Source organism: Roseateles cavernae (genome assembly GCF_040187885.1).
Lineage (GTDB): Bacteria > Pseudomonadota > Gammaproteobacteria > Burkholderiales > Burkholderiaceae_C > Roseateles_E > Roseateles_E cavernae.
In genome coordinates, this window is the sequence record NZ_JBDPLH010000005.1 from 70,631 (window position 1) to 93,047 (window position 22,417).

Annotated in this window: 26 protein-coding genes and 3 tRNA genes; 5 read left to right on the top strand and 24 right to left on the bottom strand. The window is 68.7% G+C overall.

What is annotated here, in order from left to right:
* Positions 1 to 148 precede the first annotated feature (148 nt).
* Complete coding sequence (gene dapA / locus ABGI63_RS15330; RefSeq protein WP_349743258.1) at positions 149 to 1,066, top strand: 4-hydroxy-tetrahydrodipicolinate synthase; 918 nt, start codon at positions 149 to 151, stop codon at positions 1,064 to 1,066.
* On the opposite strand, the gene ABGI63_RS15335 is transcribed toward dapA, so the two are convergent.
* The gene (locus tag ABGI63_RS15335; protein ID WP_349743259.1) at positions 1,041 to 1,760 is read right to left on the bottom strand and encodes a hypothetical protein; all 720 of its coding nucleotides are present in this window, start codon (positions 1,758 to 1,760) and stop codon (positions 1,041 to 1,043) included. The two genes, dapA and ABGI63_RS15335, sit on opposite strands and share 26 nt — an antisense overlap.
* A gap of 94 nt (positions 1,761 to 1,854) precedes the next feature.
* On the opposite strand from ABGI63_RS15335, the gene ABGI63_RS15340 reads away from it, so the two are divergent.
* Complete coding sequence (locus ABGI63_RS15340) at positions 1,855 to 2,400, top strand: Mpo1 family 2-hydroxy fatty acid dioxygenase (protein ID WP_229550762.1); 546 nt, start codon at positions 1,855 to 1,857, stop codon at positions 2,398 to 2,400.
* A 29-nt stretch (positions 2,401 to 2,429) separates the two neighbouring features.
* Here the strand turns inward: ABGI63_RS15340 and ABGI63_RS15345 are convergent, their stop codons facing one another.
* The 13 genes from ABGI63_RS15345 to tolB form a co-directional block, all read right to left on the bottom strand.
* The gene (locus ABGI63_RS15345; RefSeq protein WP_349743260.1) at positions 2,430 to 3,605 is read right to left on the bottom strand and encodes a hypothetical protein; all 1,176 of its coding nucleotides are present in this window, start codon (positions 3,603 to 3,605) and stop codon (positions 2,430 to 2,432) included.
* 155 nt (positions 3,606 to 3,760) lie between these two features.
* Positions 3,761 to 4,345, bottom strand: a complete 585-nt coding sequence (locus tag ABGI63_RS15350) for a nitroreductase family protein (RefSeq protein ID WP_349743262.1) — start codon at positions 4,343 to 4,345, stop codon at positions 3,761 to 3,763.
* Positions 4,342 to 5,448 carry a transglutaminase-like domain-containing protein gene (locus ABGI63_RS15355; RefSeq protein ID WP_349743263.1) on the bottom strand — a complete coding sequence of 369 codons (1,107 nt, stop codon included), beginning with the start codon at positions 5,446 to 5,448 and terminating at the stop codon, positions 4,342 to 4,344. Before ABGI63_RS15355 ends, ABGI63_RS15350 begins: the two co-directional genes overlap by 4 nt.
* Positions 5,449 to 5,473: 25 nt before the next feature.
* On the bottom strand, positions 5,474 to 5,971 hold the full coding sequence (locus ABGI63_RS15360; protein WP_349743264.1) for a TlpA family protein disulfide reductase: 498 nt from the start codon (positions 5,969 to 5,971) through the stop codon (positions 5,474 to 5,476).
* Complete coding sequence (locus ABGI63_RS15365; protein ID WP_349743265.1) at positions 5,958 to 6,476, bottom strand: 2-thiouracil desulfurase family protein; 519 nt, start codon at positions 6,474 to 6,476, stop codon at positions 5,958 to 5,960. Before ABGI63_RS15365 ends, ABGI63_RS15360 begins: the two co-directional genes overlap by 14 nt.
* A 62-nt stretch (positions 6,477 to 6,538) precedes the next feature.
* Positions 6,539 to 6,614, bottom strand: a tRNA-Lys gene (locus ABGI63_RS15370).
* 40 nt (positions 6,615 to 6,654) lie between these two features.
* Positions 6,655 to 6,730, bottom strand: a tRNA-Lys gene (locus ABGI63_RS15375).
* Positions 6,731 to 6,759: 29 nt separating this feature from the next.
* A tRNA-Lys gene (locus ABGI63_RS15380) sits at positions 6,760 to 6,835 on the bottom strand.
* A gap of 33 nt (positions 6,836 to 6,868) precedes the next feature.
* The gene (locus tag ABGI63_RS15385; protein WP_349743266.1) at positions 6,869 to 7,675 is read right to left on the bottom strand and encodes a tRNA threonylcarbamoyladenosine dehydratase; all 807 of its coding nucleotides are present in this window, start codon (positions 7,673 to 7,675) and stop codon (positions 6,869 to 6,871) included.
* Positions 7,672 to 8,781: a YeeE/YedE family protein gene (locus tag ABGI63_RS15390; protein ID WP_349743267.1), complete on the bottom strand. Its 1,110-nt coding sequence runs from the start codon at positions 8,779 to 8,781 to the stop codon at positions 7,672 to 7,674. The genes ABGI63_RS15385 and ABGI63_RS15390 overlap by 4 nt, the downstream gene beginning before the upstream one ends.
* Before the next feature lie 75 nt (positions 8,782 to 8,856).
* Positions 8,857 to 9,630, bottom strand: coding sequence for a tol-pal system protein YbgF (ybgF, locus tag ABGI63_RS15395; RefSeq protein WP_229550770.1), 774 nt, complete (start codon positions 9,628 to 9,630; stop codon positions 8,857 to 8,859).
* 1 nt (position 9,631) lies between these two features.
* Positions 9,632 to 10,165, bottom strand: coding sequence for a peptidoglycan-associated lipoprotein Pal (pal, locus tag ABGI63_RS15400; RefSeq protein WP_349743268.1), 534 nt, complete (start codon positions 10,163 to 10,165; stop codon positions 9,632 to 9,634).
* 63 nt (positions 10,166 to 10,228) lie between these two features.
* The gene (gene tolB, locus ABGI63_RS15405; RefSeq protein ID WP_349743269.1) at positions 10,229 to 11,485 is read right to left on the bottom strand and encodes a Tol-Pal system beta propeller repeat protein TolB; all 1,257 of its coding nucleotides are present in this window, start codon (positions 11,483 to 11,485) and stop codon (positions 10,229 to 10,231) included.
* A gap of 168 nt (positions 11,486 to 11,653) precedes the next feature.
* Here tolB and ABGI63_RS15410 point away from each other — a divergent pair, with 168 nt between their 5' ends.
* The 3 genes from ABGI63_RS15410 (at position 11,654) to cuyB (ending at position 14,005) form a co-directional block, all read left to right on the top strand.
* Positions 11,654 to 12,262, top strand: coding sequence for a peroxidase-related enzyme (locus ABGI63_RS15410; RefSeq protein WP_349743270.1), 609 nt, complete (start codon positions 11,654 to 11,656; stop codon positions 12,260 to 12,262).
* Between the two features lie 109 nt (positions 12,263 to 12,371).
* On the top strand, positions 12,372 to 13,259 hold the full coding sequence (locus ABGI63_RS15415; protein ID WP_349743271.1) for an amino acid ABC transporter substrate-binding protein: 888 nt from the start codon (positions 12,372 to 12,374) through the stop codon (positions 13,257 to 13,259).
* 8 nt (positions 13,260 to 13,267) lie between these two features.
* A complete protein-coding gene (gene cuyB, locus ABGI63_RS15420) occupies positions 13,268 to 14,005 on the top strand; it encodes a cysteate racemase (protein ID WP_349743272.1) in 738 nt (245 codons plus the stop codon).
* Here the strand turns inward: cuyB and ABGI63_RS15425 are convergent.
* The 10 genes from ABGI63_RS15425 to ABGI63_RS15470 all read right to left on the bottom strand — a co-directional run bounded on the left by ABGI63_RS15425 (position 13,956) and on the right by ABGI63_RS15470 (position 22,411).
* Positions 13,956 to 14,855, bottom strand: coding sequence for a LysR family transcriptional regulator (locus ABGI63_RS15425; protein ID WP_349743273.1), 900 nt, complete (start codon positions 14,853 to 14,855; stop codon positions 13,956 to 13,958). The two genes, cuyB and ABGI63_RS15425, sit on opposite strands and share 50 nt — an antisense overlap.
* Before the next feature lie 10 nt (positions 14,856 to 14,865).
* Entirely contained in the window at positions 14,866 to 16,359 is a 1,494-nt protein-coding gene (gene rng / locus ABGI63_RS15430) for a ribonuclease G (RefSeq protein WP_137941842.1), read from the bottom strand.
* A gap of 83 nt (positions 16,360 to 16,442) precedes the next feature.
* A complete protein-coding gene (locus tag ABGI63_RS15435; protein ID WP_349743419.1) occupies positions 16,443 to 17,039 on the bottom strand; it encodes a Maf family protein in 597 nt (198 codons plus the stop codon).
* A 10-nt stretch (positions 17,040 to 17,049) separates the two neighbouring features.
* Positions 17,050 to 17,520, bottom strand: coding sequence for a 23S rRNA (pseudouridine(1915)-N(3))-methyltransferase RlmH (rlmH, locus tag ABGI63_RS15440; RefSeq protein WP_349743274.1), 471 nt, complete (start codon positions 17,518 to 17,520; stop codon positions 17,050 to 17,052).
* The gene (gene rsfS, locus ABGI63_RS15445; RefSeq protein ID WP_349743275.1) at positions 17,520 to 18,212 is read right to left on the bottom strand and encodes a ribosome silencing factor; all 693 of its coding nucleotides are present in this window, start codon (positions 18,210 to 18,212) and stop codon (positions 17,520 to 17,522) included. The genes rlmH and rsfS overlap by 1 nt, the downstream gene beginning before the upstream one ends.
* Positions 18,213 to 18,839, bottom strand: a complete 627-nt coding sequence (nadD, locus tag ABGI63_RS15450; RefSeq protein WP_349743276.1) for a nicotinate-nucleotide adenylyltransferase — start codon at positions 18,837 to 18,839, stop codon at positions 18,213 to 18,215. It lies immediately after the preceding gene.
* Positions 18,830 to 19,765 (bottom strand): oxygen-dependent coproporphyrinogen oxidase, encoded by a 936-nt coding sequence (gene hemF, locus ABGI63_RS15455; protein WP_349743421.1) that lies wholly within the window; start codon positions 19,763 to 19,765, stop codon positions 18,830 to 18,832. The genes nadD and hemF overlap by 10 nt, the downstream gene beginning before the upstream one ends.
* Entirely contained in the window at positions 19,765 to 20,397 is a 633-nt protein-coding gene (locus tag ABGI63_RS15460; protein WP_349743277.1) for a 1-acyl-sn-glycerol-3-phosphate acyltransferase, read from the bottom strand. The genes hemF and ABGI63_RS15460 overlap by 1 nt, the downstream gene beginning before the upstream one ends.
* Positions 20,394 to 21,686 carry a phosphoribosylamine--glycine ligase gene (purD, locus tag ABGI63_RS15465; protein WP_349743278.1) on the bottom strand — a complete coding sequence of 431 codons (1,293 nt, stop codon included), beginning with the start codon at positions 21,684 to 21,686 and terminating at the stop codon, positions 20,394 to 20,396. The genes ABGI63_RS15460 and purD overlap by 4 nt, the downstream gene beginning before the upstream one ends.
* Positions 21,683 to 22,411, bottom strand: coding sequence for a YebC/PmpR family DNA-binding transcriptional regulator (locus ABGI63_RS15470; RefSeq protein WP_349743279.1), 729 nt, complete (start codon positions 22,409 to 22,411; stop codon positions 21,683 to 21,685). Before ABGI63_RS15470 ends, purD begins: the two co-directional genes overlap by 4 nt.
* Between the last annotated feature and the right edge of the window lie 6 nt (positions 22,412 to 22,417).

Below are 22,417 nucleotides of genomic sequence, written 5' to 3' on the forward strand. Positions count from 1 at the left end.
GCAGGTTTGAAGAAAAGCAAGAAAAAGCAGTCGCTCATCTGACCGGCACTGCTGCCGCGCTCAGATGAGCGGCGGCAGCCCTGGCATCGCCACGGTCCGGTCCCGCTCGTCTTGGCACGGCCTCCCAGGTCAATACTGGAGGACCATCGTGTCTGACAACAACTACAGCGGTCTGTGGATTCCCCTGGTGACCCCCTTCCACCACGATGCGGTCGATCACGCCGCCTTGTCGCAGCTGGTGCTGCATCTCAAGGCGCAGGGGGTCAATGGCTTCGTCGCCTGCGGCAGCACCGGCGAGGCGGCCCTGCTCGATGAGCATGAGCAGGATGCGGTGCTGGAGACGGTCTGCGAGGCGGCCGGCGGCACGCCGGTGATGATGGGCGTCTCGGGCCCGCGCCCCGGCCAGGTGGCCGCGCGCATGCTGGCGATCGCCAAGCGCTTTCCGGTCTGTGCCTTCCTGCTGCCGGCGCCCAGCTATATCCGGCCCAGCCAGCAGGGGCTGCTGAACTTTTTCGGCGGCATCGCCGATGTCGCGCCGGCGCCGCTGGTGCTCTACGACATTCCCTACCGCACCGGTGTCAAGATCGAACTGCCCACGCTGTTGACCCTGGCCGCGCATCCGAACATCGAGGCGCTGAAGGATTGCGGTGGCTCGCTGCAAGCCACCCAGGCGCTGATCGCCGATGGCCGCCTGGCCGTGCTGGCCGGTGAGGACCACAACATCTTCCCGACCCTGGCCCTGGGCGGCGCCGGCGCGATCGCGGCCAGCGCGCATCTGCACACCGCCCATTTCGTGCGCCTGGTGCAGGCCCTGCGCGATGAGCAGACCGAGACCGCCCGACAGCTGTGGCAGGCGCTGACCCGGCTGATCAACCTCAGCTTCGCCGAGAGCAATCCGGCACCGATCAAGTCCGCGCTGGCACGGCTGGGCCGGCTGCACAACGAGCTGCGCGCGCCGCTGCACCAGGCCACACCCGAACTTGAGCAGCGTCTGTGGGACGCCTATCGGCAGGCCGGGGAGCAGTTGCAGCCCGGGGCCTTCACGCCGGCCGTGCCAGCAGGCTGAACTCGATCACCAGCTCGTCCTGCACCGCCAGCAGCCCGCCGGCGACGCTGAAGGGCTGCAGGCCCAGATCGCTGTGCCGCAGCACGAATGCGCCGTCAATGCGCAGGCTGCCGTCCTGCTCGCTCAGCGTCAGCGGCAGGCTCAGCACATGGCGGCGCCCGGCCAGCGCGATCTCGATGCGGGCCGCCAGCTTCGGAGGCTCGCCGGCCAGCGCCAGCAGGCGCAGCCCCAGCTCGGGGTGGCGCGCGGCGTCCAGCCCGCGCTCGCCGAGCATATTGGCGCGGGTGGCCGCCACCGCCTCGGCGCTCAGCGGGCTGGCAAAGCCGCCGCCGGTGGCCGCGCGCAGCGCCGGGTCGTCGAGCTGCAAGTCCGCCAGGCGCAGGCGCAGCTCGAAGCGGGCCTCGGCCAGCGAGTCGGGCCGCAGCAGCCAGGCCTCGAAGCGCGGCGCCGCCAGCACATGGTTATGCCCCAGCCGCGCGGCCCGGCCGGCACGGAACACATAGATGCGCACAGCCGAGTCGGCCGCCTCGATGCGGTAGAGCCGCCCGCCCTGCCCGGCCTGCAGCGCGGCAAGGCGCGGCTCCAGGTCCTGGGCCGGCGGCACGGGCTCGATCGGCGGCGCGGCACAGCCGGCCAGCCACAGGCCGATCAAGAGCGCGGCCCGCCGCGCCGGGGTCAGCAAATCAAGCAACATAGGGAAAACGGCGAGTCCCGGTGTCGGCATTTTGACAGTCGGCCGGCAGCGTGCTGCACTAGCATCCAGCCATAAGCAAACAGGAGACATCGCCATGGCCGCCAGCCCCTTTCGTCCCGCGCTCGATCTGATGGTGCAGTACGCCCGCTACCACCGCGACCGCCGCAATATCGCCACCCACTTCGTCGGCATTCCGCTGATCGTGTTCGCGATCGGCATCCTGCTGGCGCGCGCGCAGTTCCAGCTCGGCGATGTCCAGCTCAGCGCGGCATGGCTGCTGTGGGCGGCCAGCACCGCCTGGTATCTGAGCCGTGGCAATCTGGTGCTGGGCGCAGCCACCGCGCTGGTCAATGCAGTGCTGATGGCGCTGGCCGAGCCGCTGGCCACCGGTTCGACCGCCGCCTGGCTGGGCTGGGGCCTCGGCATGTTTGTGCTGGGCTGGATCATCCAGTTCGTCGGTCACTACTACGAAGGCAAGAAGCCCGCCTTCGTCGACGACCTGGTGGGCCTGCTGGTCGGGCCGATGTTCGTCGTCGGCGAGGCCTTGTTCATGCTCGGCTGGGGCCGCTCGATGCTGGCCGAGATCGAACGCCAGGCCGGCCCGACCCACTTGCGCGATCTGGCCCAGCCCGCCGCCTGAGCTCGACAAGATCGTCAAGCGCGCCGCCACTACCAGCGGCAGCCCTTGTTCCTGGCCGCATCGGCGGCCAGCGGCAGCGCCGCCAGCAGCCCCATCTCCTGGTAGGCCTGGCGGCAGTCGGACTTGGCGGCCTTCTCGATGCTCTCGCTGAGCTTGGACTTGAGCTCGGGCGGATGCGGCACCAGCGGCAGCACGCCGCGCGAGCCCCGGCTCGAGACTTCGCCGCCGCGGGTCAGCGGCAGGTTCAGATTCAGCCGCGGCGCGTTCGGTGGAGTCGAAGCCGGCGTGGCCACATCATGACCCAGGCGGGCACCGGCATCAGGGCTGCCGGCGGGCGGCGCTGCGGCTGTGCCGGACGGCGCCGGGCTCGTGCGAGAGCCAGGGTCAGGTGTTGACGGAGCGACCGTGACCGGCTGGGCGGCAGGCGCCGACGGGCGTTCGGGCTGGGGCACCGTCGGTGCGCTCGGTGCGGCCGGCAGATCCGGCACCTCCAGTCGCGAGCTGGGGCTCAGCTGAGGCAGGGCCTGGGCCGGGGTGGCCGGACTCGGCTCGGGCAGCGCCGGCAGCGCGACCGGGGGCAAGGGCGGCGCCTCGAAAGCCGGCAAAGCCGGCAGCGCCTCGGGGGCCGCCACCGCAGCACCGCTGACGCTGGGCGGACGCACGGCGGCGCGAGGCCGGGCGCCCAAAGCCGGTATAGCCGGCAAAGAGGGCAAGGCCTCAGGCTCGGCTTGCAGGACCGGTGCCTGGCCCAGTGCGGCGCTGGGCGTGGGGCGGGCCAGCGGGGTGGGCTCGGGCAATGCCAGCGGCACGGTAGGCACAGCAGGTGCCGGCTCCGGCGTTGCCAGCGAGGGCGAGCCCAGCGGCTGTAGCGCCGGCGGCGCTGCCGAAGGCTCGGCCGTGTGCTGCTGCCACTGGCCGAGCCGGGCCGCACCGGGCTCGGCTTCGGCGGGCGCTGGGGCGGCTCGCACGGCCCCGCCATAGCGCCGCTGCCTGGCCTCGCCGGTCGGGCCGCTGTGCTGCTCCGGCGGGGCCGGCAGGCCGGCGCCCGGCCCGGGGCGCGGCGCATTCAGCGCATCGCTGCGCAGCGTGATGTTGAGCGCCCCCCAGACCCCTTCGCCGCGCCGGGCCGTGCCGCCGGGCGTGTTGCCCAGCACCAGCACCAGCAGGATGTGCAGCAGCACCGCCAGCAGCAGGCATTGCTCCATGCGCGAGGGCGCGAGCGGCGTAAGCGGTTGCAACGCGACCGCCGCGGACGCAGTACCGGCGGTCTGGAGTGAGGGCAGGAGGCGGCTCATGAGGGTGGGCCGCAGTGTGCCGGGACGGGCCCGCAACGTCCACTGCGGCGGCACAACAGCCCCGCTCAGCCCCAGATCGTCATGGCCGCGTCGACGCCGCCTTTTCTCGATGGTCCCTGGGCACGACGCGTCGGCGTGCCCAGCGCGATCCAGCCCAGCAAGGTCTCGCCCGGCTCGCTGAAGGCGGCCGCGATCTGCGGATCGCGCACCTTCGCACCGCTGAGCATCTTGCCTCCATAGCCCAGCAGATGGGCCGCCGCGAGGAACTGCGCCAGTGCACCGCCCACCGCCGCCCATTGCTCGTGGGCCGGCACCTGCGGGTGGCCGAGATCGATGCGGGCCAGCACGGCCACCGTGACCGGCGGCCGCAGCGCGCGCTCGGCATCGAGCCGGGCGCCCGCCTCGTCCTTGCCGGCCGCCCGGGCCGCCGCGGCAAACAGATCGGCCATGCGCTGGCGCGCCGCGCCACGCACGATCTTGAAGCGCCAGGGCAGCAGCTCGCCATGGTCCGGCGCGCGCAGCGCGGCCTGCACCATCAGGCTCAGCTCCTCCTCGCTGGGGCCGGGCTCCACCAGATGCTTGGGGCCGACCGAGTAGCGCGACAGCAGGGCCTGCAGGGCCAGGGCCTGGGGCTTGTCGTGGCCGCTCATGCCGGCACCAGCTCCTTGGCGCTGATCGCGTACCTGAAGCTGTCGGGCGCCAACTCATCGAAGCGGCCGCTGGCGTTCTCGCCCTGCGGGTACATCAGGAAAGGCAGGCTGGCCTTGCCGGCGCTGCCGGGCAGCCGCAGATCGTGCGCGGTGTTGTAGGCCACCCAGTTGCCTTCCCAGCCGCCGAACAAGCCCGCGTTGACCGGCGCCACCAGCGGATGCGCCGGGTCCTTGATCCACTCCTGGGTCTCCTGGCGCATCACCTTCAGCACATCGGCCGGGTCCATCGCGACCCAGCCGTACTGCTTCAGAAACACCTCGGCGCGGCAGTGCTGGGCGCCCTTGAGCCCGGCCGGGTTGGCGCCGAGCTCGCGGTAGCCGAAGGCCGAGGGCACCAGGCGCAGGCCGTAGACATCGCGCGCTGGCACACCCACCGCGCGGCACAGGCCGACGAAGACCGCGTTCAGGTCGGCACACTTGCCGCCCAGATTGCCGGTCTCCAGCATGGTGCGCACATCGCCGGTGCCGCAGCCGCGCACCTTGGGCTCGCGGTGGGCATTGGCCACCAGCCAGCGGTAGATCGCACGGGTCTTGTCCAGGTCGGTGCCGGCCCCCTGGGTGGCGGCCAAGGCGGTCTTGCGCACAATGCCATCGACCGGGATCAGCTCGGTAGGCGCCAGGTTGGCGCGCAGCACCGCTGGGTCTTCGCTGGCACGGACAGGCTTGCTCCAGTCGACCGCGCGGCTGCGGGTCTGCAGCCGGCTGACCAGTTGCAGGGTCGGCGTCTTCACGCTCGCAGGAAACTCGGCATAGAGCATGCGCGCGCCGCGCGGCGCATCGGCCACCAGCCGCATCTCGCTGGCGTTGCCGCTCCAGCTGTGGCCCAAGCTGCGCTGGTAGTCGGTCTCGACATCGGGCAGAGGCAGCCAGAGCTTGGTCGTGCCCTGGTGGTCGGCCACCGCAATATCCATCGTCATCTCGAAGCTGCGCCAGGGTCCGATCTGAGGCTCGAAACGGCGCGGCGCCTGGGTCTGCGACATAGCGGGCAGCGGCAGCGCGGCGGCACATCCGGCGTGGATCAGGTGGCGGCGGGACAGGGTCATGGCGGGTTCCTGGAAAGCTAGGGTTTCAGAGCAGCGGGGCGATCCATTGGCGGGCCTGGGCGCCGGTCCAATCGAGTTCCCCGATGACGGAAAAGGCGGCGCGGCCGTCGCGGGCGATCAGCACGCTGGTCGGAAAGATGCGCACGCCGAAACTGCGGCTGGTGGCACCGTCGCCGTCGCGCAGGATGGGCAGGCTGATGGGCATGGTCTGCAGAAAGCGGCGGATCGCGGCATCGGTCTCGCGGTGGTTGACGGCCAGCACCAGCAGGCCGTCGGCCTCATGGCGCTGAGCCAGCAGTTCCAGCGAGGGCATCTCGGCACGGCAGGGCTCGCACCAGCTGGCCCAGAAGTTCAGCAGCACCGGTCGCCCCTTGGCCTCGGCCAGGCTCCAGGCGGGGCCCTCGAAGCCGGGCAGCGTCAAAGGTGGCGTGGCCTGGCCCTTGGGCCATGGGCGACGCAGCGCCTCGGCGGCGGCGGGCAGCGTGGCAGCGACGGCCAGGGTCAGCAGATCACGGCGTTTCATCACGGGGCCAGGGATACGAAGCAGGCCATTGTCTCAGCAGCATGTCATTCAAGGCATCCAGCTGGTGTTGGCTGAAGACCTGCACGCCCTCGCGGCGCAGCAGCGCGGCGGTCAACCCTTGGCCGTCGATCAGGCGGCCGGCGAAGCCGCCGTCATAGACCTGGGTCGAGCCGCAGGACGGGCTGCGCTCGGTCAGCACCGCATAGCGGCAGCCCATGCGGCGGGCCAAGGCCAGCGCGGCCTGCGCGCCGCGCTCGAAGGCCTCGCTGCAGTCCTCGCCGGCGGCGGTCAGCACGCGGACCCCGCCGGGCTGCCGGACGATCTCGGCCGGCGGTCGTGGCGTCGGCAGGCCGCCGGCCACCTCGGGGCAGATCGGCACCAGCCAGCCGCGCGCCCGCCATTGCGCCAGCAGCTCATGTTCGATGTGCAGCCCGCGCCCGTCATAGCGTACCGGCTGGCCCAGCAGACAGGCACTGATCAGAATACGGGGGGATGGCTCGGTCATGATGAAGGCAGGAGCAAAAAACAAAACGGGACCGGCCTCTCGACCGGTCCCGCTTGCTTTTCTGGTGGGCCCTGAGTGACTCGAACACTCGACCTACGGATTAAGAGTCCGCTGCTCTACCAACTGAGCTAAGAGCCCTGAAATTTGTATTGCCTGTACTACGTCGTCATTGCTTGTTTGGTGGGCCCTGAGTGACTCGAACACTCGACCTACGGATTAAGAGTCCGCTGCTCTACCAACTGAGCTAAGAGCCCCCGAAACTGCAATAACGATCAACCGGTGATGGTGGGTTGTGCGGGACTCGAACCTGCGACCATCGGATTAAAAGTCCGGTGCTCTACCAACTGAGCTAACAACCCAACAATCTAGTTGTTCTGCTCTTCAGCAGAGCCTCACATTATAGGCGGCGCCAAACGCTTGGCGCAAGAGCTTTCCAAAAAATGTTTCAGCAATTCGGCGGCGGCGGCCATGCCGAAACTGGCCGTGACCGCGACGCTGGAGCCATAGCCATGGCAGTTCAGGCTACTGTCGCTTTGCTCATCGATGGCGCAACCGGCATCGGCCGGCCGCAGCACCGCCTCACGCGAGAACACGCAGGCCACGCCCATCTTGCCGGCCCGTGGCGCGGCGTGGAATTTGCGCAGGCGCTGGCGCAGCGAGGCCAGCAGCGGGTCATGCGTGACCAGGCCCAGGTCTTCGACCTGCAGCGCATGCGGCTGGCGCTTGCCACCGGCCGCACCCACCGTGACGAAGGCCCTGCCCTGCCCGCGCGCCCAGGCCGCCAGCGCCGCCTTGGCACGCACCTGGTCGCAGGCGTCGATCAGGCCGTCAATCTGAACATCGCCGAGCAGGGCCGGCCAGTTCTGCTCATCGACGAACTCCTCGATGACCGTGACTTCGCAGCCCGGGTGGATGTCGGCAATGCGGCGGCGCAGCGCCTCGGCCTTGGCCATGCCCACGGTCGACCCGAGCGCCTGCACCTGGCGGTTGATATTGGACTCGGCCACCTGGTCCAGATCGATCAGCACAAGACCTGACACCCCCGTGCGCGCCAGCGCCTCGACGGCCCAGGAGCCCACGCCCCCGAGGCCGACCACGGCCAGCCGCGCGCCGCGCAGGCGCTGATAGTCGGCGTCGCCATACAGGCGGCGCAGGCCACCGAAGCGGCGCTCCAGATCGGCGTCGTCGGACAGGCTCATCCGAGGCGCCACATCTGATAGCGCAGCGCCAGCACCGCGCCGGCGATGATGGCGGCCAGCGCGATGAAGCTGCCCAGGCTCAGGGTCGAAACACCCGACAGGCCCTGGCCTATCGTGCAACCCAGCGCGACCACGCCGCCCACGCCCATCAGCAGCGCACCGACGATGTGGTTGCTGGTGTCCTCGACGCCACGGAAGGCCTCCCAGCGGAAGCTGCGCGTCGCCAGCGCGTAGACGCCGGAGCCGGCAACCACCCCCACCGTGCTGACGATGGCAATCGTCAGCAGCTTGCTGGTATCGCTGAAGAACATCAGCCAGTCCAGCGTGTAGGCCATTGGCGAGACAAAGCTCAGCGCCTCCATGCGCGCGCCGCTGGTGCTGCGCACGAAGACCTCTTCCAGCGTGTTCGGGTCCTCGGCCACATGGCCCAGCACGCCCGACACCCACCAGATGCCGACGATCACCGCACCGCTGCCCAGGCCGCCCAGCAGCACATCGGCGCTGCGGCCCTCGGCACGCATCAGCGCCCAGACCAGCAGGCCGCCGCCGACCACCAGGCCCAGCATCAGCGCCAGCTGCTGCTTGGCCAAACCTAGGCCGGGCGCGAGCAGCGACGGCAGGTCCTGACCGCCGGCCAGCGTGACGGCGACGCTGTCGACCGTGGCCACGCGCAGCACCGCCGTGATGCCCTTGAGCGTCGCGAACGCGGCCACGCCCATCACCACGAACACCACCAGGGACTTCAGATTGCCGGCACCTATACGCACCAGGGTCTTGCTGCCGCAGCCCGAGGCCAGCACCATGCCGAAGCCGAACATCAGCCCGCCCACGGCGTTCGACAGCCACAGCAGGCGCGGCGCCGCGTAAATCGTCTTGCCGGCGTCGATCCAACCAAGGAAGGCCATGGTGTTGAAGCCCAGCATGGCCACCGCGATCGCCAGCACCCACATGCGCATGCGCGCCCAATCGCCCATATTGACGATGTCGGCCACCGCTCCCATCGTGCAGAAATGGGTGCGCTGGGCCAGTGCGCCAAAGACGAAGGCGAGGCCGAAGGCGGCCCACAGCACCTGCTGGCCCAGGGCGTTGATATCGAGTTCTTGCATGGGGCGGGATTCTAGGCGGCAATGAAAAAGCCCCACGGGCCGGAACCGGTGGGGCCAGGTCTTGATTGACGAGACTTACTTCAGCGAGGCCAAGCGCTCTTTTGCCGCCTGCGCCGCTTCGGTGCCCGGATAGGCCTTCAACAAGTCCTCCAGGCTGCGGCGCGCGCCCTTGACTTCCTTCAGCTCGATCTGGCAGTTGGCCATGGCCAGCATGGCTTCGGCCGCGCGCGGATGGGCAGGATTCGCGGCCACGAAGGCCTTGAAGGTCGCAATCGCTTCCTTGTAGTCGCGTTTGCCGTACAGAGCATTGCCGAGCCAGAAGCGCACCGAATCGCCATAGCCGCTGGACGGAAAGCGGCGCTGGAAGGCCGCCAGCGCCGTGGCGGCCTCGGCGAAGTCGCCGCGCCGCACCAGGGCCATCGCGGCCTCGTACTGGCTCTTCTCGTCCGGCGAGGCCTGGAACTCACGACCGTCCAGCACCACCTTCTGCGGCTCCAGCGGGCGCAGACGCGTCTCCAGCGACTGCGACTGGTCGGCCTGCTTGCGCTGGGTCTCGGCCAGATCGCGTGCCAGTTGCTCGTTCTGGCCGCGCAGCTTGGCGACCTCGCTGCGCAAGGCCTCGATCTGGGCATTGAGATCCAAGAGGCTGCGGCGCAACGGCGCGATCTGCTCCTGCGCCTGCTGCTCGGAGGCCTTGCGTTGCGCCTCCTCGCTTTGCTGCAGCCGCGTGCGCAGGTCCAGAATGGCCTTGCGTGCCTCGTCGTCCTCGAACAGCGCGAAGGCCGGCTGGCTGCACAAGCTCAGGGCCGCCAGCGCCAGCGCGCCGAGGCCGGATCTCAGTGCCCTCATCTCACTTGTCCTTCAGCTCGACGCGACGGTTCTTGGCCCAGGCGGCCTCGTCGCTGCCTTGCACGGCCGGGCGCTCCTTGCCGAAGCTGACCGGCTCGACGCGCGCGGCCGGCACACCCAGCAGACCCAGCGACTTAGCCACGGCCTCGGCGCGCTTCTGGCCCAGGGCCAGGTTGTACTCGCTGCCACCGCGCTCATCGGTATGGCCTTCCAGACGCAGGGCCACCTTGGTGTCGACATTCATGCGCTTGGCATGGCCGTCGATGACGTTCTGGAAATCGGACTTGACGACAAAGCTGTCGTAGTCGAAATAGACCACGCGCAGGCTGGACACGGCGGCGGCGGCCTGGGCGGCCAGGTCGACGGTGGCGACCTTGGATTCCGAGGTCGGCGCGGTGTTGGCGCCGGTGTTGCCCGACGGCGCGGCCGTCACCGGGCGGGATTCGACCGGTGCGGGCTCGTCCAGCTTGGTGGAGCTGCAACCCACCAGGGCGGCGGCGGCCAGAACGGAAAGGGCCAGCTTGTTCATCTTCATCACTATCACTCCTAAGGAAATCGCCTTGCCCTCGCAAAGCGGCATGAAATTCAATCGTTGCCCTCAGCGCCCGAACGGGCCCCAGGTCGGCTCGCGCACATCGGCCGCGGTCGACACCAGCTTGGCCTTGATGCGGCCGTCCAGCGTCGTCGTCATCAGCACGTCCTTGCCGCCGACGCGGGTCGCGTAGACCAGCAGACGCCCGTTCGGCGCGAAGCTCGGGCTCTCGTCGTCGCTGGTATCGCTGATCTGCTGCACCGCGCCGCTGGCCAGGTCCATCACGCTGAGGCGGAACGCGCCGCCGCTGCGGGTGATGTAGGCCAGGGTCTTGCCGTCCGGGCTGATGGCCGGGCTGATGTTGTAGCTGCCGTTGAAGCTGACGCGCGCGGGCGCGCCACCGGCCACCGGCATGCGGTAGATCTGCGGGCTGCCACCACGGTCGCTGACGAAGAACAGCGTCTGGCCGTCCGGCGCGAACACCGGCTCGGTGTCGATCGCCGAGCTCTGCGTCAGCCGGCGCAACCCCGAGCCATTGCGGTTCATCATGAATAGCTGGGAGCCGCCCTCGCGCGACAGGGTCAGCGCCAGCTGCTGGCCATCCGGCGAGAAGGCCGGCGCGCTGTTGCTGCCGCGGAAATCGGCCAGCACACGGCGCTTGCCGGTCGACAGGTCCTGGACCCAGACCACCGCCTTGCGACTCTCGAAGGAGACATAGGCCAGCTCGCGACCGTCGGGCGACCAGGTCGGCGAAATGATCGGATCGGGGCTGCCGAGCGCCACCTGACCGCCCTCGCCGTCGGCATCGGTGATGCGCAGCGAATAGCGGCCGCCGGCCTTGGTCACATAAGCCATGCGGGTCGCGAACACGCCGCGCTCGCCGGTCAGCTTCTGGTAGATCGAGTCGGCGATGCGGTGCGCGGCCAGACGCACATCGTCGGGCGCCACCGCATGGGCCTCGCCACCGAGGTCCTGGCCCTTGACCACGTCCCAGAGCTTGTGGCGCACATCGAAGCGGCCATCGGCCAGCCGCGTCACCGAACCGGCGGCCAGCGCATCGGCCTGGCGGCCGCGCCATTCGGACCAGTCGGGAGCACTGTTCTCGGTCGGCCCCGCCAGCGCCTCGATCAGGCGGAACTGGCCGCTGCGCTCCAGATCGCTGCGGATGATGGCCGACACCGGCTGGCCGCTGCGGGCCTCATCGCGGAACTCGGGAATGGCGATCGGCATCTGCGTCGCGCCGACGCCGGCGATCTCCACCCGGAACTGGGCCAGGGCCGGCAGGCTGAGCGCGGCGGCCGAGCCCAGCAGGCTGCGGCGCATCAGATCGATGGGGGGACGGGATAGCTTGTGTGCGGACATTCGACTCGCTGAGCGTGAGCGCCCACGACGGACGCTGCCATTCAATGCAGCCCCGTATTTTGCCTGAGCCGGCTGAAGGCCCGCTGAGGCCGCTGGCTATCATGCTGCAAACAGTAACAAGAGGCCCCCATGAGCGAGACAAATTCCCAGCCCCCGTGCCGCTACCCCACCCCGGACCCGGCCGATCTCGGCGCCCTGCCCGACGATGTGCGCCAGCGCATTCTGGAGGTGCAGGAGAAGGCCGGCTTCGTGCCGAATGTGTTCCTCGCACTGGCGCGCCGCCCCGACGAGTTCCGGGCCTTCCTGGCCTATCACGACGCACTGCTGCTGCGTGAGTCGGGTCTGAGCAAGGGTGAGCGCGAGATGATCATCGTCGCCACCAGCGGCGCCAACCAATGCCTGTACTGCGTGGTCGCGCACGGCGCCATCCTGCGCGTCTACGAGAAGGCGCCGCGCCTGGCCGACCAGCTCGCGACCAACTACCGCAAGGCCGATATCACGCCGCGCCAGCGCGCGATGCTGGACTTCGCGCTGAAGGTCTGCCTGCACTCGGCCGAGGTCGGCGAGGACGACTACAGCGCCCTGCACGCCCGTGGCTTCGACGACGAGGACATCTGGGACATCACCTCGATCACCGCGCTGTTCGGACTGTCCAACCGCCTGGCCAACACCATCTCGCTGCGGCCCAACGACGAGTTCTACCTACTGGGCCGCCTGCCCCGCCCCGCCAAACCCTGAGGCCCGGTCATTAGTTGAACTTATGACCCCCGGTATAAACGCGATGAACGCCGGGCGCTGCAATCCATAGCATGGGGGCTCTTCGTCAGCCCCCAACAAGGATTTCAGCATGCGTCTTTCGACCCTCACCGTCCTGACCCTGCTCGGCGCCTGCGGCGCAGCCCTGGCGCAAACGCCGGCCACCTTGGACAAGATCAAGGCCAGCGGCGCTATGACCGTGGCTTACCGGGAATCGTCGATTCCCTTCTCCTACCTTGGCGGCGAGGGCCAGCCGGTCGGTTTCGGCTGGGAGATCTGCGGCAAGATCGTCGAGCAGGTGAAAAAGGCGACCGGCCGCGCCGACCTGAAGGTCGCCACCCAGGCCGTGACCTCGCAAAACCGCATCCCGCTGCTGCAAAACGGCACGATAGACATCGAGTGCGGCTCGACCACGAACAACAGCGAGCGCGCCAAGCAGGTGGCCTTCGCGACCAACTACTTCTACACCGGCACCCGGCTGCTGGTGAGGACCGGCTCGCCTATCAAGAGCACGGCCGATCTGAAGGGAAGGAAGGTGGTCTCGACCACCGGCACGACCAACTACCAGGTGCTGCGCAAGCTCAATGCCGAACAGAACCTGGGCTTCGAGCTGATGGCCGCTAAGGACCATGCCGAATCGGCCCTGCTGGTGCAGCAGCAGCGCGCCGATGCCTTCGGCATGGACGACATCCTGCTCTACGGCCTGCGCGCCAGCGCACAGAACCCAGCCGAGCTGGCCGTGGTCGGCGAGGCGCTGCAGGTCGAGCCCTACGCCATCATGCTGCGCCGCGATGATCCGGCCTTCAAGAAGCTGGTCGACGACACGCTGGCCGGCCTGATGAAGAGTGGCGAGTTCGAGGCGCTCTACAAGAAGTGGTTCCAGTCGCCGATCCCGCCCAAGGGCATCAACCTGAACGCGCCGATGAGCCAGGAATTGCAGGACAACCTGAAGGCCTTGTCGGACAAACCGGCGCTCTGAGAACCCCGATGCTTGCAGTTGTAGATACCGATGTGGTGGGTGTGCTGGGCGGCATGGGGCCGCTGGCCTCGCTGGACTTCATGCACAAGATGCTGGCGGCCACGCCGGCCGCACGCGACCAGGAGCATGTGCCGGTGGTGCTGAGCTCCATCCCCCAGGTGCCGGACCGCACCGAGGCCTTTCGCGGCGAGGGCGACTCGCCGCTGGCGGCCATGCTGGCCAGCGGCCGGCGTCTGCGCGATGCCGGCGCCGGCCTGGTCGTGATGCCCTGCAACACCGCCCATCTGTGGTTCGATGAGCTGCAGGCCGCGCTGGGCCTGCCGATGCTGCATCTGGTCGATGCGGCGCTGGAAGACGCGGTGGCCAGCGCCGGGCTCAGCGCGCGCATCGGCTTGCTGGCCACCGACGCGACCCTGGCCTCGGGCCTCTACCTGAACCGCCCGGCCTCGCAGCAGGTGCAATGGCTGCTGCCCACGGCCAGCGAGATGCTGGACTGGGTGATGCCGGGCATCCAGGCGGTCAAGGCGGGGCGACTGGACGAAGCATACGCGCTGCTGCTGCGCGCGGCAGCAGCGCTGCAGCGCAGGGGGGCGTCGGCCCTGGTGCTCGGCTGCACCGAGATTCCGCTGGTCTTGACCCCCGCGAACGCGCCGGTGCCGGTGATCGATGCCACGGCCGCGCTGGCGCGCCGCGCGGTCAGCTGGTCCTTGAGCCAGCGTCCGTCACTTCACGAAATGCCGCAATAAAGTCCGCCACCGGCTGCGGCGAGCGCAGGCCCTGCGGCAGCAGCGCCCGCACCTCGACCGGCACCTCGGGCAGCAAGGCGCGCACATGCAGCGTGTCGCTCTGGCTGGCCTGGGCGGTGAAGGAGTCGATGATGGCCGGGCCAAAGCCCTGCTCGGCGAGCACCATCGCGATATGGTGGGTCTGCACCGTGATGCCGGCCTGCGGCGCCATCTCCAGCCGCGCCCATTGATCGGCCAGCATCGCGCCCAGCGGATCGCGCTCGTCAATGCGTATCAACGGCGCGCGCAAGACCTCCTCCATCGTCACGGTCGCGCGCTTGTCGGTGCCGGCACCGCCGACCCGCGAGACGCAGACCAGGCGGCCGGTGGCCACCAGCTCCTCGTGCACGGCCGCATGGCCCGGGCTGCCGTAGACGATGCCCACATCGCCCTCCTGCAGCGCGATTGCGCGGGCGATCTCATTGGAGTGCAGGCTGCGTATAGACACCGGCATGTCCGGATAGCGGGCCCGGAAACGCTGCAAGGCATCGGGCAAGGCCCGCACCGCCAGCGAAGGCACGACCAGCACGCGCAGCTCGCTGTCGGCCCCGCCGCCCAGCGCCACCGCCAGCCGGCGCACCGACTCCAGCTGCGACATCAGGCGCTGCACCTCGGGATACAGCGCCAGGGCTTCGCGCGTGGGCACGAGGCGCTGGCGCTGGCGGGTGAACAGCACATAGCCCAGCTGCTGCTCGGCATGCTGCAGCGCCTGCGTGACCGCCGGCTGGGTCACATGCAGCAGGCGTGCGGCGCCGCTGACCGTGCCGGTCAGCATCACCGCGTTGAATACCTCGATGGCCTTCAGTCGCATCGCCCGATGCTCAGAGCAGCACGATGTCGTAATGCTCGGTCTGGTTGGCCGGCTCGGCAGTCAGCGAGATGGGCTTGCCGATGAAGTCCGACAGGCCGGCCAGATGCTGGCTCTCCTCGTCCAGCAGCATCTCGACCACATTGGCGGCGGCGACGACGCGGAATTCCTTGGGTGAGAACTGACGCGCCTCGCGCAGGATCTCGCGCATGATGTCGTAGCAGACGCTGCGCGCGGTCTTGATCTGGCCGCGGCCCTCGCAGGTCGGGCAGGGTTCGCACAGCATGCGGGCCAGCGATTCGCGGGTGCGCTTGCGCGTCATCTCGACCAGGCCCAGCTGGGTGAAGCCACCCACCGTGACCTTGGTGCGGTCCTTGCTGAGCTGCTTGCGGAACTCGCTGAGCACCGCGCTCTTGTGCTCCTCGCGCGTCATGTCGATGAAGTCGACGATGATGATGCCGCCCAGATTGCGCAGACGCAGCTGGCGGGCGATCGCGCCGGCCGCCTCAAGATTGGTCTTGAAGATGGTGTCGTCGAAATTACGCGCGCCGACGAAGCCGCCGGTGTTGACATCCACCGTGGTCATCGCCTCGGTCTGGTCGACGATCAGATAGCCGCCCGACTTCAGATCGACGCGGCGCGCCAGCGCCCGCACCAGCTCGGCATCGATATTGTTCAGATCGAAGATCGGCCGCTCGCCGCGGTAATGCTCGAGCTTGGCGGTGGCCGCCGGCATATAGAGCTCGCCGAAGGCATGCAGCACCTCGTACTGCATCTTCGAATCGATGCGGATCGAGCCGGTACGCTCGCTGACCAGATCGCGCAGCACCCGCTCGACCAGGCTCAGGTCCTGGTGCAGCAAGGTGCCGGGCGGCGAGCGGTGCGCGCGCTCGCGTATCAGCGCCCAGGTCTTGCGCAGATAGGCGATGTCGGTGGCCAGCTCCTCGTCGGAGGCGTCCTCGGCATTGGTGCGCAGGATGAAGCCGCCGCCACCGCTGCCGCCGCCGTTGTCGGCCGGCGTGCCGACCAGGGCCTGCATGCGCGCACGCAAAGCCTCGCGCGCCTCGGGCGAGCCGATCTTCTGCGAGATGCCGATATGGTCGTCCTGCGGCAGATGGACCAGCATGCGGCCGGCGATGCTGATCTGGGTCGACAGCCGCGCGCCCTTGGTGCCGATCGGGTCCTTGATCACCTGCACGGTCAAGGCCTGACCCTCGAACACCAGGCGCTCGATCGGCACCGCCGTGCCCGCCTCGGCATGATGGCTGCGCGGGCTGACACCGGCGACATGCAGATCGGCCACATGCAGAAAGGCCGCCCGCTCCAGGCCGATGTCGATGAAGGCCGACTGCATGCCCGGCAGCACCCGGGCGACCTTGCCCGAGTAGACATTGCCCACCAGGCCGCGCTCCAGCGTGCGTTCGATGTGCAGTTCCTGCACCGAGCCGTTTTCGACCACGGCCACCCGGGTCTCCTGCGGAGACCAGTTGATCAGAATATCTTCCATAGCTCGTGTCTCCATAACCGGGGCTCTGTGTCCCCGGTCAAGCACTGTCGGCAGGCGCGCGGCCTGGCGACAAGACTCGGTCCTCAGAGCTCGAAACCGGCGCCGCGCAAGAGCTGGGCGGTCTCGAACAAGGGCAGACCCATGATGCCTGAATATGAGCCGTCGATGTGTTCGATCCATCCTGCTATCTGGCTCTGGATCGCATAGGCCCCGGCCTTGCCCATCGGCTCGCCGCTGGCCACATAGCGCTGCAGCAGCGCGTCGGGCACGGCGGCAAAGCGCACATGGGAGACACTGACACTCAGCGCCCGCTGACCATCGCCCCAGGCCAGCGCCACCGCCGTCAGCACGCGATGCGTGTGGCCGGACAGGCGCTTGAGCATGGCCAGCGCATGCTCGGCGTCGGCCGGCTTGCCGAGGATGACCGTGCCCAGCGCCACCGTGGTGTCCGAGCAGAGGATGGGCGCTGCGGGCAGACCCCGCGCGGCGCGCCGCAGCACCGCAGCGTCGAGCTTGTTCTGCGTCGCGCGCCGCACATAGGCCTCGGGCAGTTCGCCGGCCTGCTCGGCCTCCAGCGCCTCGGCATCCTCGTCGGCGCCGGGCAGCAGCAGCTCATGGGCGACGCCCAGCTGATCGAGCAACTGGCGGCGGCGCGGGCTTTGCGAAGCGAGGTAGATCATCGGGGCGCGCTCACTCACGGTGATAAGGATGGCCGGCCATCACCGACCAGGCGCGGTACAGCGCCTCGGCCAGCAGCACGCGCACAAAAGCGTGCGGCAGGGTCAGGTCGGACAGGCGCAGCGTCTCGTCGGCCGTGGCCTTCAGCGCCGGGTCGAGGCCGTCGGGACCGCCGATGAAGATGGCCACATCGCGGCCATCGCCCTTCCAGCGCTCGAGGCGCTGCGCCAGCTGCACGGTGGTGACACGGTCGCCGCGTTCATCGAGGATGACGCGGCGCACGCTCTTGGGCAGCGCGGCCTCCAAACGCTGGGCTTCGGCCGCCATCAGCTGCTCGGTGCTCTTGCCGGCGCTGCGCGGCTCGGCCTTGACGGCCTTCAGTTCCAGGCGCATCTCGGGCGGGAAGCGCTTGGCGAAGTCCTCGTAAGCCGTGTCGGCCCAGGCCGGCTGGCGCTGGCCCACGGCCACCAGCAGCAGCCGCATCAGGCGCGGGCGACCTTCTTGGCCGCAGCCTTCACCGGGGCGGCCTTCTTTGCTGCCGGGCGGGCAGCCGGCTTAGCCGCCGCGGTCTTCTTGGCGGCAGGCTTGGGCGTGCCGACCTTGATGGTCTTGACGGCCGGCGCCTTGACTGCGGTCTTGACGCCCACGGTTCGGGTCACGCCCTTCTTCGCCGGCACAGCCTTCTTGGCAGCAGGCTTGGCAGTCGCCGAGGTCTTCTTCGCGGCAGGCTTCTTGACGGCCGCAGGCGCAGCCTTGGTGCTGGTCTTCTTCGCGGCCGGCTTCTTGGCCGGGGCCTCGTCTTCGGAGGCCTTGACCAGCTTGGTCTCGCTGTCGCCGAGCTTGAGCTTGACCGGCTTGTCGCCCCAGATCTCTTCGAGGTGGTAGTAGTCGCGGATCGCGGGCTGCATCACATGGACGACGGCGGCGCCGCAGTCGACGATGATCCACTCGCCGTTCTCCTCGCCTTCCATGCGCATCACGTCCATGCCGCGTTCCTTGACCGTCACGCGCACGCTGGACGCGAGGGCCTTGGTCTGGCGGTTGCTGGTGCCCGAGGCGATGATCACGCGCTCAAACAGCGGTGACAGATGCTCGGTGTTGAAGACCACGATGTTCTGGGCCTTCACGTCTTCCAGACCATCGACGATGGCACGTTGCAGTTTACGAATGTCCATTCAGTTCTCGCTTCTTTGGGCCGCAGCCTCGTAAAGACGATGGAGGGCAATATAACCCGCTACCGCCTCGCCCACCATGGGGCGTATGTCCTCGCCACGCGACGCCATGTCGCGCACTTGGGTTGATGAATAAGCCAGGGCCGGCATCGCCAGCCTCAGCATCCGGTGCGGCTGGCCCTGCAGCTCGGCCGAGGCCTGGATAGCCTGGCCGTCGCGCGCCGCCACCGCCAGGGTGACCAGGCCCAGCAACTCGCGCCACTCGCGCCAGGTGTGCAGCCGCGCATACTGGTCCTGACCGATCAGCAGGAAGAGCTGCTCATCGGGCCGGGCCGCCAGCCGCGCGCGCACCGTGTCTATCGTGTAGCTGGCGCCGTCGCGCTCCAGCTCGCTGTCGTCCACAGCGAAACGCGGCTCACCCGCCACCATCAGCGCGACCATCGCGCGCCGGTGTGCGGGCGAGGCCAGGCCCCGCCCCGCCCCCTGCTGCAATTTCTGCCAGGGCCGGCCGGCCGGCAGCCACAGCAGCCGGTCCAGGCCCAGTTGCTCCAGCGCGCAGCGCGCCAGGCTCAGATGGGCCAGATGGACCGGGTCGAAGCTGCCGCCGAACAGCCCGGTCTTCAGAGCCATAGATGCCCGGCCTGCTCATGGGCCCAGTCGCGCGGACGCAGGAAGTCCGTGTACAGCTTGGCCTCCAGGGTGCCGGGCTCGGGCGCGTACTGATAGCGCCATTTGACGATGGGCGGCATCGACATCAGGATCGACTCGGTGCGCCCGCCCGACTGCAGGCCGAACAAGGTGCCACGGTCGAACACCAGATTGAACTCGACATAGCGGCCGCGCCGGTAGGCCTGGAAGTCGCGCTCGCGCTCGGTATAGGGCAAGCCCTGACGGCGTTCGACGATGGGCATATAGGCCGGCAAAAAGGCGTCACCGACCGAGCGCAGCATCGCGAACGCGGCCTCGAAACCGCCGTCCGCATAGTCATCGAAGAAGATGCCGCCGATGCCACGCGGCTCGTTGCGGTGCTTCAGGAAGAAATACTCATCGCACCAGGTCTTGAAACGCGGATAGAGCTGCTCGCCATGCGGCTTCAAGGCCGCCTCGCAACTGCGGTGGAAATGCTGCGCATCGCGCTCGAAGCCGTAGTAGGGCGTCAGGTCCATGCCGCCGCCGAACCAGACCACCGGCGCACGGTCCGCCGGCAGCGCCGCGAACATGCGCACATTCATATGCACGGTCGGCACAAAGGGGTTGTGCGGGTGCATCACCAGCGAGACGCCCATGGCCTCGAAGGGCGAACCGGCCAGCTCGGGCCGGTGCTGGGTGGCCGAGGGTGGCAAGACCCGACCCCGCACATGCGAGAAATTGCAGCCGCCGCGCTCCAGCAGCGCGCCGTTCTCGATCAGCTGGGTCAGGCCATCGCCCTCCAGCCGGCCGCCGGGCTCGCGCTCCCAGCCATCGCTGAGAAAGGGCTGGCCATCGGCCGCCTCAAAGCTGGAGACGATGGTCTGCTGCAGACCCAGCAAATACTCGCGGACCGCCAAGGTATTCATCATGGATTGAGCCTCACCGGACTGGCCAGCTCGGGCCGTTTGCCACGCTTGCCGGCCAGATACTGCGCCATCAGCGCGAAATCCGCCTCGGCATTGCCACTGAGTTGCACGAACTGGGTCAGGCCCACGGTCTTGCTGGCGAAATCGAAATAGGCCAGACCCACCGGCACGCCGGCCTGCACCGCCACCTGGTAGGCGCCGGAGCGCCAGCCAGCGCTCAGCGAGCGCGTGCCCTCGGGCGCGGCGGCCAGCCAGAAGCAGCGCCCCTCGGCGCGCGCCGCCTGCAGCTGCGCCACCGTGCCGCCGACCAGGCCCTGCTTGCTGCGCCGCTCCACCGCGACGCCGCCCAGCCAGCGCAGCCAGCGGCCAAACAGTGGCAGGCCGAACAGGCTGTTCTTGACCCAGAAACGCAGCTCCAGCCCCAAGGCCCATTTGGACATCAGGCCCAGCACAAAGTCCCAGTTCGAGGTGTGCGGATAGACCAGGATCACGCCCTGCGGCCCCGGCAGCCCGTCGAACAGCAAGCGCCAGCCGGCCAGGCGCAGCAGCGAGCGAGCCAGCGCATGGCCTCGCGGCTGCACCGGCATCGCGCCGGAGATGGCTTGCGGCCCGGCCGGAAAGCTCGCGCTCAACGCTTCACCGCCCGGTGGCCGATGTCGCGGCGGAACTGCTTGCCCTCGAACTGGATATTGACCAGGCTGTCATAGGCCAGTTGCTGGGCCTTGCGCACCGACTCGCCCAGCGCCGTCACGCACAGCACGCGGCCGCCCGAGGTCTGCAGCTGGCCGTCGACCTCGGCCGTGCCGGCGTGGAAGACCATCGCATCTTCCGCGTCGGCCGGCAGGCCGGTGATCGCATCGCCCTTGCGTGGCGACAGCGGATAGCCGTGGGCGGCCATCACCACACCCAGCGCCACACGGCGGTCCCACTGCAGCTCGACCTGGTCCAGCGTGCCGTCGGTGGCCTGCAGCAGCACCTCCAGCAGATCGCTCTTGAGCCGCATCATGATGGGCTGCGTCTCCGGGTCGCCCATGCGGGTGTTGAACTCGACCGTGCGCGGCTGGCCCTGCTCGTCGATCATCAGCCCGGCATACAGGAAACCGGTGAAGGGGATGCCGTCGCGCGCCATGCCCTGGATGGTGGGCATGATGATCTCGTGCATCGCCTTCGCATGCACATTGGGCGTCACCACCGGGGCCGGCGAGTAGGCGCCCATGCCGCCGGTGTTGGGGCCTTCGTCGCCGTCCAGCAAGCGCTTGTGATCCTGGCTGGTGGCCAGCGAGACGACGTTCTTGCCGTCGCACAGCACGATGAAGCTGGCTTCCTCGCCGCTCAGGAACTGCTCGATGACGACGCGCGCGCCGCCTTCGTTGTGCACGACGCCCAGTTTGCCGCCTTTTTCATCCGTGGCCAGGATCCAGTCGATCGCCTCGTGCGCCTGCTCAAGACTGGTCGCGACGACCACGCCCTTGCCGGCGGCCAGGCCATCGGCCTTGATGACGATGGGGGCGCCCTGCGCCTCGACATAGGCATGGGCCGCCGCCGCGTCGCTGAAGACCTCATAGGCCGCCGTCGGGATGCCGTGGCGCTTCATGAAGTCCTTGGCGAAGGCCTTGGAGCTCTCCAGCTGCGCGGCCGCCTTGGTCGGGCCGAAGATGCGCAGGCCGCGGGCGCGGAACTCGTCGACGACGCCGGCGGCCAGATAGGCCTCGGGGCCGACCACGGTCAGCGCGATCTTCTCGGCCTCGGCGAAGTCGGCCAGCGCCTTCACATCGGTGATAGTGATGTTCTTCAGCTGCGGGTCGCGGGCGGTGCCGCCATTGCCCGGAGCGACAAAGACCTGGCTGACCCGTTCACCCTGGGCCAGCTTCCAGGCCAAGGCATGTTCACGGCCGCCGTTGCCAAGCACGAGAACTTTCATGCGGCCTCGATGCTTGCGTTGTGGAACACATCCTGGACATCGTCCAGGTCTTCCAGCACATCCAGCAGTTTTTGCATGCGTTCGGCGTCCTCGCCCGTCAGTTCAATCGTGTTGTCCGGCCGCATCGTCACCTCGGCCACCTCGGGGTTCAGGCCGGCGGCCTCGAGCGCGTTCTTGACGGCCTCGAAGGCCGGTGCCGGCGTCAGCACCTCGATGGCGCCATCGTCGTCGGTGAGCACATCGTCGGCGCCGGCTTCCAGCGCCACCTCCATGATCTTGTCCTCCGAACTGCCCGGGGCAAAGATCAGCTGGCCGCAGTGCTTGAACTGGAAGGCCACCGCGCCCTCGGTGCCCATGCTGCCGCCGTACTTGCTGAAAGCGTGGCGCACCTCGGCCACGGTGCGGACCCGGTTGTCGGTCATCGTGTCGATGATGATGGCCGCGCCGCCGAAGCCGTAGCCTTCGTAGCGGATTTCCTCGTAGTTCACGCCTTCGAGGGCGCCGGAGGCCTTGTCGATGTTGTACTTGATGCGGTCGGCCGGCATGTTCGCGGCCTTGGCCTTGTCCACGGCCAGGCGCAGGCGCGGGTTCTCCTTGACATCACCGCCGCCCTGGCGGGCCGCGACGGTGATTTCACGGATGATGCGGGTCCAGATCTTGCCGCGCTTCTCGTCCTGACGACCTTTGCGGTGCTGAATATTGGCCCATTTGGAATGCCCTGCCATTGCCTG

Coding starts and splice junctions, on each gene's coding strand:
- ABGI63_RS15365 (WP_349743265.1), bottom strand. CDS start 6,476: ATGACCGAGCCATCCCCCCGTATTCTGATCAGTGCCTGTCTGCTGGGC.
- ABGI63_RS15345 (WP_349743260.1), bottom strand. CDS start 3,605: ATGGAGCAATGCCTGCTGCTGGCGGTGCTGCTGCACATCCTGCTGGTG.
- pal (WP_349743268.1), bottom strand. CDS start 10,165: ATGAAGATGAACAAGCTGGCCCTTTCCGTTCTGGCCGCCGCCGCCCTG.
- ABGI63_RS15435 (WP_349743419.1), bottom strand. CDS start 17,039: ATGATCTACCTCGCTTCGCAAAGCCCGCGCCGCCGCCAGTTGCTCGAT.
- cuyB (WP_349743272.1), top strand. CDS start 13,268: ATGCTTGCAGTTGTAGATACCGATGTGGTGGGTGTGCTGGGCGGCATG.
- ABGI63_RS15340 (WP_229550762.1), top strand. CDS start 1,855: ATGGCCGCCAGCCCCTTTCGTCCCGCGCTCGATCTGATGGTGCAGTAC.
- ABGI63_RS15385 (WP_349743266.1), bottom strand. CDS start 7,675: ATGAGCCTGTCCGACGACGCCGATCTGGAGCGCCGCTTCGGTGGCCTG.
- ABGI63_RS15360 (WP_349743264.1), bottom strand. CDS start 5,971: ATGAAACGCCGTGATCTGCTGACCCTGGCCGTCGCTGCCACGCTGCCC.
- ABGI63_RS15355 (WP_349743263.1), bottom strand. CDS start 5,448: ATGACCCTGTCCCGCCGCCACCTGATCCACGCCGGATGTGCCGCCGCG.
- ABGI63_RS15425 (WP_349743273.1), bottom strand. CDS start 14,855: ATGCGACTGAAGGCCATCGAGGTATTCAACGCGGTGATGCTGACCGGC.
- ABGI63_RS15350 (WP_349743262.1), bottom strand. CDS start 4,345: ATGAGCGGCCACGACAAGCCCCAGGCCCTGGCCCTGCAGGCCCTGCTG.
- ABGI63_RS15410 (WP_349743270.1), top strand. CDS start 11,654: ATGAGCGAGACAAATTCCCAGCCCCCGTGCCGCTACCCCACCCCGGAC.
- rng (WP_137941842.1), bottom strand. CDS start 16,359: ATGGAAGATATTCTGATCAACTGGTCTCCGCAGGAGACCCGGGTGGCC.
- ABGI63_RS15390 (WP_349743267.1), bottom strand. CDS start 8,781: ATGCAAGAACTCGATATCAACGCCCTGGGCCAGCAGGTGCTGTGGGCC.
- ABGI63_RS15415 (WP_349743271.1), top strand. CDS start 12,372: ATGCGTCTTTCGACCCTCACCGTCCTGACCCTGCTCGGCGCCTGCGGC.
- rlmH (WP_349743274.1), bottom strand. CDS start 17,520: ATGCGGCTGCTGCTGGTGGCCGTGGGCCAGCGCCAGCCGGCCTGGGCC.
- hemF (WP_349743421.1), bottom strand. CDS start 19,765: ATGAATACCTTGGCGGTCCGCGAGTATTTGCTGGGTCTGCAGCAGACC.
- purD (WP_349743278.1), bottom strand. CDS start 21,686: ATGAAAGTTCTCGTGCTTGGCAACGGCGGCCGTGAACATGCCTTGGCC.
- tolB (WP_349743269.1), bottom strand. CDS start 11,485: ATGCGCCGCAGCCTGCTGGGCTCGGCCGCCGCGCTCAGCCTGCCGGCC.
- ABGI63_RS15470 (WP_349743279.1), bottom strand. CDS start 22,411: ATGGCAGGGCATTCCAAATGGGCCAATATTCAGCACCGCAAAGGTCGT.
- nadD (WP_349743276.1), bottom strand. CDS start 18,839: ATGGCTCTGAAGACCGGGCTGTTCGGCGGCAGCTTCGACCCGGTCCAT.
- ybgF (WP_229550770.1), bottom strand. CDS start 9,630: ATGAGGGCACTGAGATCCGGCCTCGGCGCGCTGGCGCTGGCGGCCCTG.
- rsfS (WP_349743275.1), bottom strand. CDS start 18,212: ATGGACATTCGTAAACTGCAACGTGCCATCGTCGATGGTCTGGAAGAC.
- ABGI63_RS15335 (WP_349743259.1), bottom strand. CDS start 1,760: ATGTTGCTTGATTTGCTGACCCCGGCGCGGCGGGCCGCGCTCTTGATC.